Here is a 14789-nt window from a genome sequence, read left to right on the forward strand (position 1 = left end):
TATTCAGCCTATATTATTATACGGAAATTCTCCCAGGGTGTTGGAAAAAACAAAACCACAAGAATTCGTAAAACGCATTAAAAAATATACGGTACAGTATGCGGCAAATGGAACAAAAGACTATGAACAATATCGGAAAAGTCCGGGCGGCCGTCGGATATATTGAAAACCACCTTACGGAAAAACTGGATCTGGAAACCATTGCCCGGGGACTCCGGTATTCCAAATACCATCTCCACCGATGCTTCTCAGAAACCCTGGGGGTTACCATCGGGGACTACCTCCAGCGCCGCAGACTCACCGAGGCAGCCAGACGCCTGGTATTCACCAATGAGCCTATCATCGGGGTCGCGCTCGAGGCCGGCTACGAAAGCCAGCAGGCATTTTCCGCGGCCTTTAAATCCATGTACAAATACCCGCCCAACAGATTCCGGGAAGCCGGGATATTCTATCCCCTGCAGCTGGCCCTTGATCTGGATGAAAATCTCGCCGCGTTCCCGCCGGACGATGCCGCGTTCGAACGGCGTATAACCTTTGCCCTGGAGGAAGACATTCCCCGCTGGATGGAGCTGGTCCGGCTGGTGGCGGATGCCTTTCCGTTCCTGGACGAAGATGAACACCGCCGGACCGCAGAATACTGTATCCGCAAGAAACAGGCATTCATCCTGAAGGAAGGCAGCCGGGCGGCGGGGATCATGATTTTTTTCCGCGATACCGGGAGTATCGGCTTTCTGGGTGTCCATCCTCTTTGCCGCGGCAGGGGAATCGCCCGGGCTTTTCTCGATAAAACCATGGATGAACTGCTCCCGGACCGGAGCACCATCACCACTACCACCTACCGTGCCGGGGACAAAGCCGACCGTGGCAGCCGGACAGCGCTGGAACGGCTGGGCTTTACCCAGGGTGAACTGCTCACCGAATTCGGCTATCCTACGCAGCGCTTCAGTATTTCCAGCCGCCCGAGGAATATGAGACAGTTCCATGGCTGAAGTTCAAACCATAACTAAAACCTCCGAAGCGAATCCCCTTGCCCAAGATTTTTCCGCGGGGTCCCTCCTCCGCTTTGCCCTGCCAACCATCTGCATGATGGTGTTTTCCGGGCTGTACACCACCGTAGACACGGTTTTTGTTTCCCGCTTCGTGGGAACCGACGCGCTTTCTTCCATAAATATTGTGACCCCGGTAATCAATGTCATCGTGGGTCTGGGAACCATGCTTACCGCAGGAGGCAGCGCCATCGTGGCCCGCAAGATGGGGGACCGCCGGAACCGGGAGGCCCGGCAGGATTTTACCCTGATTGTTTTTACCGCCGGGCTGTTCGGCCTGGTTATCGCCATTGTGGGACTGCTGTTCCTGGAAAAGATTATCCGGGGGCTCGGAGCGAGCGACCGGCTTCTACCCTACGCGGCGGAATATCTTTCGGTTCTGCTGGCCTTTTCCCCGGCCAATATGCTTCAGGTGGTATTCGCAAGTTTCTTTGTCGCCGCGGGCAGACCCGGCCTGGGTATGGGGCTGGGACTGGCCGCGGGTACCGTCAACGGGGTTCTGGATTTCTTTTTTATGGGAATTCTGGGCATGGGTATCCGCGGTGCTGCTATTGCCACCGGCCTGGGATATACAATCCCCGCTCTTGGGGGAATGATTTTTTTCCTGAGAAATAGGACCGGAATCCTGCGCTTTGTCCGGCCGCGGCTCAGATTCCGGGTCCTGGGAGAAAGCTGTGTCAACGGTTCTTCGGAAATGGTGAGCCAGCTCTCAGCTGCGGTGACTACTTTTCTCTTCAACGCCGCCATGATGCGCCGCCTGGGGGAAGACGGGGTGGCGGCTATCACCATCATAATCTATTCCCAGTTTCTGCTCACCACCCTGTATATCGGGTTCTCCATGGGGGTTTCCCCGGTAATAAGCTACAACTACGGCAGCGGAAATACCGGCGGACTGAAACGGATCTTCAGGATCTGCACGGGCTGTATTACCCTGTTCTCATTGGTGATCTTCGTACTTTCCCTGTGCGGCGGGCCATGCCTGGCGGGTTTCTTTTCCGCTGAAGGCACTCCGGTATACCTCCTTGCCCGGACAGGGTTCCGCATTGTGCCATTCGGTTTCCTCCTCTGCGGACTGAATATTTTTGCATCGGCCTTGTTTACCGCCCTGTCCAACGGCAAAGTTTCCGCGGCTATATCCTTTCTCCGGACATTTGGTTTTCTGACTATCGGAATTGTTGCCCTGCCTCTCTGGATCGGAGACACGGGAATTTGGCTGGCCATTCCCCTGGCGGAATTTCTGACCCTGGTGTTTTCCCTGTTCTGCGTGAGACGCTACCGGAGGGTATATAAATACTATTAATAATTCATTACATGATATATTTCAGCCATAGCTGTTCCTAAAGAATTTTGGCGAAAAAAGAAAAACACAATCAGCATAAGTTTTGAAGACGGCTTTGGGAAGCCGCGAAACCGCCGGAGACTATGAAGCGGACTATCATAAAAATGCAGGACGTGTTTATTCAGCGATAACTGAACCCAGTTCTTTCCCCCAGAAAAAAGCCAGTTCCTCCGCCCTGCGGTTAATCCGTTTCCGGGAAGCCGCGCTGATAGTCCCGAAAGGAAAAACCCTGAGATCCATCTGTTTTCCCTTCATGGAATGCCGCCAGGTGCCCAGCGCTTTGGTGCCGTCCAGGACCACCGCCTCCACCCGGGCGGCGCTCTGCCAGACCGCCTTCTGGGACTTCTCCGGAACGATCCAGTCTTTCCGGCGGTAGGATACAAAAAGGGGATCGAACTTTCCCAGGAGAAAAAGCCCGCCGGATTCAGCCTTCTCCGCCCGCGGAATGTCCCCCAGGGAGTAGTATTCCGTTCCGTCAAAAGTACGGGCTGAGAGCCGGTCCCTGATCAGGTCCAGGGCTTTCTTGGATAGTCCCGCCGTGAGCCCCGCCCAATGGCGGAAATCCTCAAGGCTCGCGGGGCCGTAGAATTCAAAATATCGGGCCATGAGTTCCCCAACCGCGGGCAGTTCCCGGTTTATATCCTTCTCCCACCGGTTCTCCCGGACAGCACGGTGGAAGACAAAGGTCTTGATGGCGGGCTTCTCGGGCAGGCCAAAAAAGAGCCCCGTAACACAGCAATGGCGGATCAGAGCGTATTCGAAATAGTCGTTCTCAGTAAGGAGGTTTTCCATATAGCGGTTGGTTATTTCACGGACATCTTTTTTCGCGATACGATCCCGGTCACGGCATTCCCGGTTCAGGTTTTCAAGGATACCGGCAAACTCTTTGGGAAAAATGTCCCGGTAGTTCTTGCCGAAAAAACGGTTATGGTATACATGGCAGACCAGGTCCCAGTCTTCCGCAGTATACATGTGCAGGGTATGCCGCTGCCCCCAAAGATTTATTATTCTATGGCTCCGATACAGTTCCGCCAGATCCTGTATGGCTGGAGATGGGGTACAGCGGTTCCGGATGGAAACTTCCGCGAACTGCTGAAACTGGGACTGGATACCGCCCAGGTTTCTGATACAGTCCAGCGGAGAAACAAAGGGGTTAAGCAGGCCGTTCCGGCAAAGCCGTTCCAGGGCAAGGTCTTTGGTATTCATCGCAGTTTACTTCATACCACAACAGCGGATAATTATCCAGCCGAAAACGGGCCTTGACCATTACTGCCCAATGGCGGCAGGATGGAAATATCCGTCCCGAGTTAGAAACCGAACGGAAAACAGGCAAGTATTACAGAGAAAAACCGTGATCAGGAGGCGGCATACTATGGCTTTATCCCAGAAGACGCTGGAATTTCTTTTCCAAAACCGGATGGAAGACAGCCGGGACTGGTTCAACGAACACCGGGGAGAATACCGGGAGTACGTTCTGGAACCACTAGCCCAGCTGGTGACTGATCTGACCCCGGGGATGCTGGAAATCGACCCCCTGTTTATCACCGAGCCCAAGGTTGACCGGTGCATTTCCCGGATACACCGGGATGTCCGCTTTTCCCGGGACAAGTCCTTGTACCGGGAAAATTGCTGGATTCTCTTTATCCGGGATAAAAAACTCTACAATGGACTCCCGGCTTTTTACTTTGAAGTGAACCCCGCCAATTTTATCTACGGTATGGGTTATTACCAGGCGTCCACAGCCTCCATGCAGGCGATCAGGAAGCTTATCATCGCAGGTACTCCGGCGTTTAAAAATGCTTTTGAAGCATATAAAACCCAGGACACTTTCCATATCGAAGGGGACCGGTATAAACGGTCCAAGTACCCGGACCAACCCGAGGAACTCCGGGAATGGCTGGACCGGAAGGGACTCTCTTTTAACGCTTCGTGCGCCGACAAAAAACTTCTTTTTTCAGATTCTCTGAGTAGTTTTCTCCTGGAAGGCTTCAGGAAACTGGCCCCGGTCTACCATTTTCTCTTCAGCGCCGAGGATTGGAAGGAAGGATAAGACAAGAAAAAGATACCTCCATTTATTTTACATAGACCGTGATGCGGCCAATGATTTGCCTTATTTAAAATCCTCTCTGCCGGAAGACATAGTGTTATGTGTTATCACTTTGTATTGGTATCGGAGCTGTAAATTGCAGATCCACGGAATAATAAATATTTATGATATAAAATGACAAAGAAACAGTAGTTGTATTAACTACCCAAGATGTCACGAATGGTAATTCATCCTGAAAGTTATATACCGCTGAAGAAGAAATAGGTTCGGTTATTGGCCCAGCATCCATCCGCAAAAAAGGATATCCATACAACGATGTTAGTTTTTTCTGTAAATCAAGATATACATTTATAAAAGGTGAAGGATCCGGATTATCAAAGACTGATATTTTCTGAGGAAATGATATGGTATATAAGGCCGAAGAAATGTATTGTTTTCCATCATACATTTTGAAATAGTATTCAAGCCTGGAGTCATATTCTCCAACGTTTTTATTGTTGTATCGCAGGTAGGAAGTGCCGTCATTGATCAACCCTTTATAATCAGGGAGTCCTTCTTCCACAATAACCTTTTCAAGTGTTGAATCCCATGGCAATCCGCGGAACAGGAATTGATCCGATGCGGAAATATGTACTGCTGAAAATAGAAAAAAGTAAAACATGAGTTTATTCATTGATTTTCCTCATTCTATTTTAGAAAAATGAAAAAATCCTTATCTTGCGCCTGGCAATCAGATTTTGCACAATGTCATTTTAGCCCTGCGGAGGTTAATTAGCAATATGAATCTTAGGCACTGGCAATGGTATCTGTGTACAGTGTATAGCCGTTGCAAGACCCTTTGCGGCTTGCGGTGAGATAAATATTGAGCACGTCTCCTTCCCTGAAAAACACCGGCACCGCAATTGCCACAGGATCGCCAGTTCCCCGATCGATGGTATTCCAGCCGTAGGTATCAGAGGTTTCGTTGTACACCACAGCAATCAGGGTGTCATGCCTATGGGCAGATCCACCGCAAAGAGGTGTGACCAGAAGTTCAACAGTCCCTGACATAGCGGAAGCAGTGACACTCATTTCTTCGGCTACGGGAAGGTTTCCGGAGAAAATCCGGATATTCCAGTAACCCGCAGCGGGATCAGCAATAAATTCACGGTTAATCTTGATAAAACGATTAAAGGGGCTTAAGTTTCGTAAAGCCTTAGCCTGATAAGGCTTGAGTACCCCCTCATTGATGGCCGACCCAAAGAGGGCAATCCGCCCAAACCGGTCCCGCACCGCTCGCTGGGCTCCGGTATTGGCATCCTTCTGTTTGACATAGGCCCGGACATAGGAAATCCCCTTCCACTTAGCCCCTACAAGAGCACCCACTTTGTTCCTAAGTTCCCCGGATACAATGTTTGTAATAGCCATATTCCACACTCCTTTGTTGGTATTTTCTGGTACCACCGCTGCTTCGCCCCTGAAGACCAAAGGGTTCTTCCCGAAAACCATCATCCGGGCTTCCGGGATTCATAACCGCCGGAAGTACAGGCCCCATCCTAGCTTATTTTCACCGAAACCGTGTAATAACGGTTGTTATTAATTCCGTACTCCCATAGTATGGTACAGGCCACGATCCTGCTTCAATGTTCAATGTCCAAAGCATTGTAAAGCCATTTAAACGGTAGTGGTACGTTTCGGGTACGGTAAGGGTACGGTGTGATACCTAAGCTAAACTGCTGTTGCTGAATGCATCGTGCGCTGATATTAACCGGTTTTATACCCCAGATTTTTGGAGGAAAATAGCTATGAAGGTATTTATCGTCTATGCCCACCCCAGTGAAGATTGTTTTACTCGCCATTCCAGGGACAGCTTTATTCAGGGCCTTGAAGCAGCAGGCCACAGCCATACCATATCAGATCTGTATAAGATGGATTTCCGGACAGATATGACCGAGACCGAATACCTCCGGGAATCAAACTACAGGGAGGACCTGCCGGTACCGGAGGATGTACTATCGGAACAGGAGAAAATCAACGCAAGCGATGCTATTACCTTTATATATCCGGTATTCTGGACGGAGGCTCCGGCTAAACTCGTAGGATGGTTTGACCGGGTTTGGACATATGGCTTTGCCTATGGTCAGCGCAGAATGAAACAGCTCAATAAGGGATTGGTGATTTGTACTGCCGGTCATGAGGTACGACACCTAGTTGAGTATGGCCATCTTGAAGCCATGAAAACGGTCATGCTTGGGGACAGGCTGTTTGACCGGGTACGGAACAAGGAATTTGTAGTTATGGATGCTATGACGAAAGGGACGCCCGAGGCGCGCAGGGACAATTGGAATAAGCACCTAAAAACTGCTTACGACCTGGGGGCGGAATTCTAACCGAAGGGCCTTTTCAAAAGAAGAGCTTTCCGTGCCGCCGTTGCATGAAGATTGAGTTAATAACTGGGAATAGTATATACCTTCCGGCAAAGGAGATTATCTTTTTACGGAGGTACCGTTCGGGTTTTGGAGGAATGGGGAACATCTTGTTTCCCTGTACTATACTTACAGTAAGGAGAATCCTTGATACGAAGATATATCCTTGCGGCGCTGGTTCTGTTTCTGGGGGTACTGCCCCGGCTCCCAAGCCAGGAATTCCCGGCATTGGACCTGGATCAAAATCTTGAAAACGATCCTTTGACAGTTAAACTCGCCTTCTTCGGACCCGGAAAAGAACTCTATTCCTGGTGGGGCCATATGGGCTTGGTCATCGAAGACAGTAAAACCGGCGGGGCTGCAATTTTTGATTACGGTGTTTTCTCCTTTGAGTCGGAAAGTTTTTTCCGTAATCTACTTACCGGCAAACTGCTGTACAGCTGCCAGGAGAGTACCGCAGAGTGGAATATACACCGCTATGTATCTGCCGGCCGGGATGTTCGGCTCTATACTCTGGACCTTTCCCCGGAGATCAAAAAACGGATTCTCCTGCAGGCCCGGTGGGATACGGCACCGGAAAACCGGGACTACTATTACCATTTTTTCAAGGACAACTGCGCAACCCGGACCCGGGACATCCTGGCTATGGCCACAGAGGGTGCGTTTTTCCAGGAATACGGTGAAGCACCGGGCCGGTATACCCTGCGGCAGCAGGGCCTGCGGTACACATGGTTTTCTCCTTTCTTTGACTGGCTTCTGGATTTCGCAATGGGCCGGGATATCGACACGCCGGCGACGGTCTGGGAAGAAATGTACCTGCCATTGGAGATTGAGCGGAACATCCGGGATTTTACCTATCCTGATCCAGGAGGGACCATACGGCCTTTGGTACTGTCGGTTGAAACGGTCCATACCGCGGACCGGCCAGCTCCATTAGTGGTCCCAAAGGAACAATGGCCCCGGGCGCTGCTTGCCGGTACCGGTACGGCCCTGGCGCTTATATTACTGGGACTGCTACGGAAATCCCGCTCCACCGCGGGAAGAATACTTATGGGAACCTTCCATGCCGCAGCGGGCTTCTTTTTTGGTATCCTGGGAAGCATTCTCTTTTACCTGTCCCTCTTTTCCATGCACGACTATACCTGGCACAACATCAATCTGTTCTTCATCAATCCGCTGCTTCTGGCGGCGATACCTCTGGGGATTCTTCTGGCTGCGGGACGCGGTCAGGGGTGGAAAATTTCTCCTGAAAAAATGCTTAAGGGATTATGGTCGCTCATTCTTCTGGGAATTCTCCTGGCAGCGGGTATAAAAATCATCCCTGGTTTTTATCAGCATAACCGGACCAGTGAAGCTCTGGTATTGCCTATAGCCCTGGTGTTAAGCCCCGTCCCGGGGTGGCTGCGGAAGAGAATTCAAAAGAAAAGATGAAGAAGTAATCCGGGGGAAAATCTTCCACTCTGTCTCTTTATAAACCCAGAAAAACTGACCAGGTTTATCCGCCGGAGGCAGTTCCCCGCCTCCGGCTGATTTCCCCCGCCGCAGTGGTAACGATGCCGATGACCAGGGTAAAACTCACCCAGAGCCAGAACCGGGGCTGCGCTGCTCCGGGAATCATAATAACCACCGGGAATACCGGAATAAAGGCGTTAGCAGTGCCGTGGGCAATCAGAGCCGAAAGAGGCCGGTTTCCGGAAGCCCGGAGTACCCAGGCGAAAAAGAAAGAATAGCCCGTGGTGAGCATGAGAAAACCGAAGAAATTCATGTATCCCTGACTCGCTCCGGGGACAAACCACAGAGGAATATGCCAGCAAGCCCAGATAACCGAGAGCACCAGGGAACCGCATATCCGGCCGAAACGTTTTTCCAGGAAGGGCAGTATATAACCTCGCCAGCCGATTTCCTCCTGGCCGCCCCCAAGAAAAACCATGGCGAGCCAGTATACAGGAAAGATAAAGATACCAGGCAGCAGCATCGGAGCCCGGTGTTCACCGAAAAACTCCGGAATAATCCAGGCAGCCGCGGTGGACAGTCCCAGTACAAGGAAAAGGGCGGCCCAGGTTTTCCAGCCGAATCGCAGCGAAAAGAATGGTTTAAGAAAAGCCCGGAAAGCACCTTTTCCCTGAATGGTCCGGATAGAAACATAGGCACCAAAGGCTGGTCCGAACGCGCCGATAACGCTTATGAGAACGGAAATGAGCGTCAGCGCATCACCCTCTAAGGAAATGATGCCCAAGCCTACCAGCACCAGCGGTAACCAGAAAAGCCATGACCAGGCAAAGGCAGCTGTAAAAAAACGGACAGGAATGAAATTCTCTTTCACTGCGGAATACTCCAATTAAGATATACTAAAAAAGCCGGTCTCTGATAAGAGACCACTATACTGTAACACATAAAACGAAAGAATTTATTCCATCATAAAAGTTAACTCTGCAAAAATTAGGACACTATTTTCTGAGTACAGAAGAATGAGGAGATATTACTATGGCTGATTTCGATTCACTTCATCCCGGAAGATTCTGCATCCCTGGGCTTCAATAACTTTATTAAAAACGCGGACGCCCATTTTGATGAAGAAATGGAACATTTTGAAAATGATTAACACTGAAGCCCAGGGAACTGCCACCCGCCGGGAACTCTTACCGGCTGAAGGTCAGCGTTTCGGTCCCCCCGGGAACAGCGTCAAACCGGAAAAAGTTTGAAAAGGCAGCTCCGGTTTCACTGGCGACAAAGAGCACATTGTGTTTCACCTTTGTAGAGATTTCAATGGTCTGGCCGCTGCCGAGAGAACCCGCCCGCACACCGTTGAGAAAAACCGGAAAGTCAATAAGAGCCCCGATAAAACCGCCGCTGCGGGTCAGTGAAATCGTACAGGGACTTTCCAGGAGTTCCTCCGGTTCAGCGGGCCGCGGCCGGCCGGTAAATTTTGTTCCGCACTGGAGACATCTGCAGACCAGGGGACCGTGTTCGTTGGTATGGGCCATGGTCCTCAGCCCCAGCTGGGAAAAAATCTCACGGGAAGCGGAACCTTTGAATCCTATGGGTTTGAATTCTCCGGAGCCGCATTTTGGACAAATCAGCGCCTGCAGTGAAAAGACCTCAGTATTTTCAGTATCCATAACCTACCCCTAATTTTTATAGTAAGTATACTACAGAATTTAATCCCCCGCTATCAAACCGGAAAAATATCAGAGATGCGCCGTTTCCCGGAAAAGAAAAAGGCCGCGGTTCACACCGCGGCCCAGTGTTTTACGGTAAAATGCGCTAAGCAGCCTGCCTGAACTGGCTGTGGTAGATGTCCGCGTAAATTCCGTCCCGTTCAATCAGCTCCCGGTGGGTGCCGGTCTCCGCCACGTCACCGTGATCCATTACAACAATACGGTCGGCGCTGTATATTGTGGAAAGCCGGTGGGCGATGACAAAGCTGGTACGGTTCCGCATGAGCTCCTTCATAGCTTTCTGGACAATCATCTCCGTACGGCTGTCCACATTGGAAGTAGCTTCATCAAGGATGAGGATCTCAGGGTCGGATAAAAAGGCCCTGGCAATGGTGATAAGCTGACGCTGTCCTTGGGAAATATTGCCCGCATCCTCCGTAAGTTCCGTATTATACCCATCGGGAAGCTGCAGAATAAAAGACTCTGCATAGGCGGCCCGGGCCGCAGTGATTACCTCTTCGTCGGAAGCACCGGGCTTGCCGTATTTGATATTGTCCAGAATGGTACCGGAAAAAAGCCAGGTATCCTGGAGTACCATGCCGATGCGTCTGCGGAGAACCGGGCGGTCCAGACCCCGGATGTCTTCTCCGTCCACGCGGATAACGCCTTCCTGGATTTCGTAAAACCGCTCCAATAGGTTAACCAGGGTAGTTTTGCCTGCCCCGGTATGGCCCACTATGGCAACGGTTCTGCCTTCCTCCACTTCCAGGCTGAAGTTTTTCATCAGAGGCATATCGCTGTAACCGAAGGTAACGGAGTCAAAGACTACCTTAGCGGCCCCGCTTTGAATTTCCGGAGCACCGGCGTTTTCTTCCATTTCTTCGGTATCCAGGAGGATGAAGATCCGTTCCGCCGAGGCAATGGCCGAAAGAAAACTGCCCCAGATACTAGACAGCCTGGCTACCGGTGACGCGAACTGCTGGGAATACTGCAGGAAAGCCTGTAGGTTACCGATGAGAAGGCCGCCGGCAATAACCCGGAGAGCCCCCAGGGCGGCGATGAGCACATAGACAATATTCTGCGTGAACATCATGATATGCATCATACTCTGGCCGAAAAATCTGGCCCGCCATCCTGATTCACAGACATCCGCATTGGAACTCCGGAACGCCGCGAGGGCTTCTGCCTCTCCGCTGAAACTTTTGATTACCGTAAAGTTATTGCAGCTTTCCTCAATACAGCCATTCAGTGAGCCCAGGCCGGCAAAGTATTTTTTATTATGCCGCTGCGCCGGCGGGGTAAATATTTTAGCGGTAAGAATGCTCGCCGGAACCATAAAACAGGAGAGAAGAGTCAGAAGAGGGCTGATCGTGATCATGATAATCAGGGTTCCCGCCAGAAGTATGACGCTGGAAATAAGCTGGGTCAGACTCTGCTGGAGGTTCTGGGCAATGTTATCAATATCGTTCACCGCCAGGGACATCATATCCCCGGTAGAATGTTTATCGAAGTAAGAAACCGGAACACGGTTGAGTTTGGCCTTTACGGCGTTCCGCAGGGTCTCGGTGGTTCTTAAGGAGACTACGGTCATAAGCCGTTCCTGCAGAAAGGACGCCAGAAAAATCCCCAGGTACAGGAGAGCCGCCGATACAAGCACCCCGGCCAGAGCGGCCAGATCAATACCCGTCCGTGACTGCAGCCCCTGGAAAATCAGTGTGGTGGCTCCGCCCAGAAGTTTTGGGGTGAATACCTGCATGAGGGTTCCGGCAGCGGCTATGATCACAGTGAAGATCACCAGAGGACGGTGCTTCTTCATATAGACCAGCAGGCGCTTCAGGGAAGCCGCCGGGGACACCGGGGCCGCTTTTTGAGCCGCGGATCTTCCGCCGCCGGCGCTGCCGGCGGTACCGCCGCCCTGGATGTTCATTTTCATGTTCATGCCGCTTCCTCCTCGTACCCCTGTGACCGGATGATTTCCCGGTACACAGGGCTGTTTTTCAGCAGTTCATTGTGGGTCCCAAGGCCCGCCAGCACGCCCTTATCCAGCACCGCGATACAGTCCGCGTTTGCAGTAGTGCCTGCCCGCTGGGCCACCAGAACAACGATCTTATCCTCCAGCCGCCGCTTTAAGGAACCCCGCACGGCTGCGTCGGTCTTAAAGTCCAGGGCCGAAAATGAATCATCAAAAAGATAGATGTCCGCCTCCTTGATAATGGTCCGGGCTATACAGAGCCGCTGACGCTGGCCGCCGGAAAAATTGGCCCCGCCCTTTTCCACCGGACTGTCCAGGCCTTCCGGGAGTTCCCGGATAAACTCCGCGGCGCAGGCGTCTTCCAGGACCGCCCAGAGTTCTTCATCCCCCGCACCGGGTTTGGCCAGGAGTAAATTGCTCCGGACAGTCCCTGCCAGGAGAGCTGACTTCTGGGGGGTATAGCTCACTAATTTCCGTAAATCGTTCTGGACCATGGACCGGACATCGGTTCCGCCTATCCGGATACTGCCGCTTTGGACGTCGTAGAACCGCGGGATAAGTGACAGAAGGGTGCTCTTGCCGTCCCCGGTGCCGCCGGCGATTGCCAGGGTCTGTCCCTTCCCCACGGTAAAACTGATATCCGAAAGGGCCGGTTTCGCGGCGCCGGGATAGCTGAAGCTCACCCCGATAAAGGACAGGGAGACAGCCCCGGCAGGTTCCGGCTGTAATGGGTCCTGGAGGCTCAGGGGCGTGTCCAGGACTTCCCGGATACGCCGGGCCGATACCTGGCCCCGGGGCAGAATCAGAAGAACGTTGGTCAGAAGGCCGAAGCCCATGAGAATCTGGGCCGAATAGGAAAGCGCCGCCATGATGGCGCCCACGTCCATATTTCCTCCGGCGGTGGAATTTCCTCCTATCCAAACGATGGCAAGCGCTGCCAGGCTGATAATCAAGGTTATCAATGGCACAAAGACGCTCATGATGGTACCCGCGGCAATAGCGGTTCCGGTATAGTCCCGGTTGGTGGTTCTGTATTTTTCATAATCCACCTCCTCCCGGGCAAAGGCCCGGATAACCCGGACGCCGGTGATGCCCTCCCGGAAAAGGAGATTAAGCCGGTCCAGGAGGGACTGCATTTTTCCGTACAGGGGCACCGCGAAACGATAAATCACCGCCGCGGCCAAAGCCATAAAGGGTACAACCGCCGCAAAGGGAAGCGCCAGGGCCGGATTCAGTTTCCAGGTGAGACAGATACCGCCGATAAGGTAGATTGGCGAGAGGATAAGGAACTTGAAGAACATCTCCACCACAGTCTGCACCTGGGTCACATCACTGGTATTTCTGGTTATCAGAACCGAGGTACCGAAACGGTCGTATTCGGTTTTTGAAAAACTCAGTACCTTGGTGAAAATTTCCTCCCGGAGTTCCTTTCCCAGCCGGAAGGCAATCCTTCCGGCGATGTACATATTAAGCAGAGCCCCCGTGAGGCTTAGGGCTGCGATGCCCAGCATGGTGCCGCCCTGCTTCCAGATGAATCCGAAGTCGCCAGCCATGATGCCCTGGTCCACCATTCCAGCCATCAGGTATGGCAGGTACAGGGCACAGCCGGTTTGCAAAAACAGAAAGACAATGGCAAGAATAGTTTGAACCGGGGGAAGCCGTTTGAATATGCTAAACATGGACCGCCTCCTCCTGTTCTTTTTCCGCCATGGTGATGAGAGCATACAGGCACAGTAATACCGTAAGAAACATAAGCATTGAGAACATGGTGACTGCTCCTCTTTACGCTGCTACAGGGCGATGCCGGATGAGGCTGGTTTCTTCAGGTTTTTAAACCAGCACAGGATATCTCCCAGGATATACCGGAATACAGCTCGGAAGGGAATCATGATCATTCCCCCTTTTCGTTTTTTTCCGAAGAAACGCCGGAAGGCCCGGTTCCATCCCGGTCGGGAACGGGACCGGTGTAATCCGGGCTGAACCGTTCCGCCCCGGGCATATTCTCGGGCGCGGGCCCGCGGCCGTGCCGTCCGCCGCAGCCTTCAAAGCCGCCGCGGAAGGGTCCGCCCGGATGGCCGTGGCGGTGAGGCCTCGGGCCGCCCCGCATTTCCATGAGCCGTTCGAACATCTCCGCGCCCATGCGGGAACGGGCACCATTCATCCAGTCAAAACTCTCCTCATCAGCCTCGATACCCAGCTGAGCCTCAAGGGCGGCGATGATCCGGTCCAGGTAATCCCCGAAGGCGGTCCGCTCTTCGGGATTGAGGCAGCTGAAAATGCCGGAAAAATCCCCCTCCGACTGAGGTTCGGCTTTTCCCTTCTCGGTGAGCCTGACCATCATGATCCGACGGTCGGCTTCCGAGGGAATACGCTCAACAAAGCCCGACTTTTCCAGCTTGTTCAGCAGTTCGTTCAGAGACTGCTGCCGGATGCCCAGGAGATAGGAAAGATCCTTGGTGCTGATTTCCGGCTGAAGCTTAAGAATGGCCAGCACCCTGCCCTGTCCCCGGGTCGGGTCCGCCATGGGACCGCGTTCAGCGTGGCTCTGGAAATGCTGCCGCTGCAGAAGCCACTGGAGCCGGGAAAGTTTTTCATTTAATTCCGTATAATTATCTATCATCATTTTAATCCTCCGTAAGATTTAATACAGGTACCTTCTGAATTAAATATAACAGGTACCTGTATTATTTGTCAAGCATTTTCTACCGGTACCTGTAAAATATTTTCGATATATTTCTTATTTCCGGTATGGAATGGTACTGCCGGTGCGGTGTACTGGGGGTAATAGGTAAAATCGCGGAATTAAAAAAACACCAGGAGGC

The 14789-nt window shown here is 52.2% G+C and carries 13 protein-coding genes; 5 read left to right on the top strand and 8 right to left on the bottom strand.

Annotation, left to right across the window (positions count from 1 at the left end):
- Positions 1 to 107 precede the first annotated feature (107 nt).
- Both JFL75_RS07530 and JFL75_RS07535 read left to right on the top strand, forming a co-directional pair.
- Positions 108 to 989 carry a GNAT family N-acetyltransferase gene (locus tag JFL75_RS07530; RefSeq protein ID WP_215626065.1) on the top strand — a complete coding sequence of 294 codons (882 nt, stop codon included), beginning with the start codon at positions 108 to 110 and terminating at the stop codon, positions 987 to 989.
- Positions 982 to 2346 (top strand): MATE family efflux transporter, encoded by a 1365-nt coding sequence (locus tag JFL75_RS07535; protein WP_215626066.1) that lies wholly within the window; start codon positions 982 to 984, stop codon positions 2344 to 2346. Before JFL75_RS07530 ends, JFL75_RS07535 begins: the two co-directional genes overlap by 8 nt.
- Before the next feature lie 156 nt (positions 2347 to 2502).
- Here JFL75_RS07535 and JFL75_RS07540 read toward each other — a convergent pair whose 3' ends face one another.
- Complete coding sequence (locus JFL75_RS07540) at positions 2503 to 3591, bottom strand: DNA glycosylase AlkZ-like family protein (protein ID WP_215626067.1); 1089 nt, start codon at positions 3589 to 3591, stop codon at positions 2503 to 2505.
- Positions 3592 to 3757: 166 nt separating this feature from the next.
- Here JFL75_RS07540 and JFL75_RS07545 point away from each other — a divergent pair, with 166 nt between their 5' ends.
- On the top strand, positions 3758 to 4435 hold the full coding sequence (locus tag JFL75_RS07545) for a DUF2461 domain-containing protein (protein ID WP_215626068.1): 678 nt from the start codon (positions 3758 to 3760) through the stop codon (positions 4433 to 4435).
- Positions 4436 to 4529: 94 nt separating this feature from the next.
- Here the strand turns inward: JFL75_RS07545 and JFL75_RS07550 are convergent, their stop codons facing one another.
- Together JFL75_RS07550 and JFL75_RS07555 are read right to left on the bottom strand one after the other, a co-directional pair.
- A complete protein-coding gene (locus JFL75_RS07550) occupies positions 4530 to 5105 on the bottom strand; it encodes a hypothetical protein (protein WP_215626069.1) in 576 nt (191 codons plus the stop codon).
- Positions 5106 to 5218: 113 nt separating this feature from the next.
- Complete coding sequence (locus JFL75_RS07555; RefSeq protein ID WP_215626070.1) at positions 5219 to 5839, bottom strand: DUF6266 family protein; 621 nt, start codon at positions 5837 to 5839, stop codon at positions 5219 to 5221.
- Between the two features lie 377 nt (positions 5840 to 6216).
- Between JFL75_RS07555 and JFL75_RS07560 the strand changes: the two genes are divergently transcribed.
- Positions 6217 to 6801: an NAD(P)H-dependent oxidoreductase gene (locus tag JFL75_RS07560; protein WP_215626071.1), complete on the top strand. Its 585-nt coding sequence runs from the start codon at positions 6217 to 6219 to the stop codon at positions 6799 to 6801.
- 183 nt (positions 6802 to 6984) lie between these two features.
- Positions 6985 to 8268: a lipoprotein N-acyltransferase Lnb domain-containing protein gene (locus JFL75_RS07565; protein WP_215626072.1), complete on the top strand. Its 1284-nt coding sequence runs from the start codon at positions 6985 to 6987 to the stop codon at positions 8266 to 8268.
- Positions 8269 to 8332: 64 nt separating this feature from the next.
- On the opposite strand, the gene JFL75_RS07570 is transcribed toward JFL75_RS07565, so the two are convergent.
- The 5 genes from JFL75_RS07570 to JFL75_RS07590 all read right to left on the bottom strand — a co-directional run bounded on the left by JFL75_RS07570 (position 8333) and on the right by JFL75_RS07590 (position 14590).
- Positions 8333 to 9160, bottom strand: coding sequence for a CPBP family intramembrane glutamic endopeptidase (locus JFL75_RS07570; protein WP_215626073.1), 828 nt, complete (start codon positions 9158 to 9160; stop codon positions 8333 to 8335).
- Positions 9161 to 9476: 316 nt separating this feature from the next.
- Positions 9477 to 9956 carry a hypothetical protein gene (locus JFL75_RS07575; protein ID WP_215626074.1) on the bottom strand — a complete coding sequence of 160 codons (480 nt, stop codon included), beginning with the start codon at positions 9954 to 9956 and terminating at the stop codon, positions 9477 to 9479.
- Positions 9957 to 10101: 145 nt separating this feature from the next.
- Entirely contained in the window at positions 10102 to 11934 is a 1833-nt protein-coding gene (locus tag JFL75_RS07580; protein WP_215626075.1) for an ABC transporter ATP-binding protein, read from the bottom strand.
- The gene (locus JFL75_RS07585; RefSeq protein ID WP_215626076.1) at positions 11931 to 13646 is read right to left on the bottom strand and encodes an ABC transporter ATP-binding protein; all 1716 of its coding nucleotides are present in this window, start codon (positions 13644 to 13646) and stop codon (positions 11931 to 11933) included. Before JFL75_RS07585 ends, JFL75_RS07580 begins: the two co-directional genes overlap by 4 nt.
- Positions 13647 to 13858: 212 nt before the next feature.
- Complete coding sequence (locus JFL75_RS07590) at positions 13859 to 14590, bottom strand: MarR family winged helix-turn-helix transcriptional regulator (protein ID WP_215626077.1); 732 nt, start codon at positions 14588 to 14590, stop codon at positions 13859 to 13861.
- Positions 14591 to 14789 lie beyond the last annotated feature (199 nt).

Source organism: Breznakiella homolactica, assembly GCF_016616095.2.
Classification (GTDB): domain Bacteria; phylum Spirochaetota; class Spirochaetia; order Treponematales; family Breznakiellaceae; genus Breznakiella; species Breznakiella homolactica.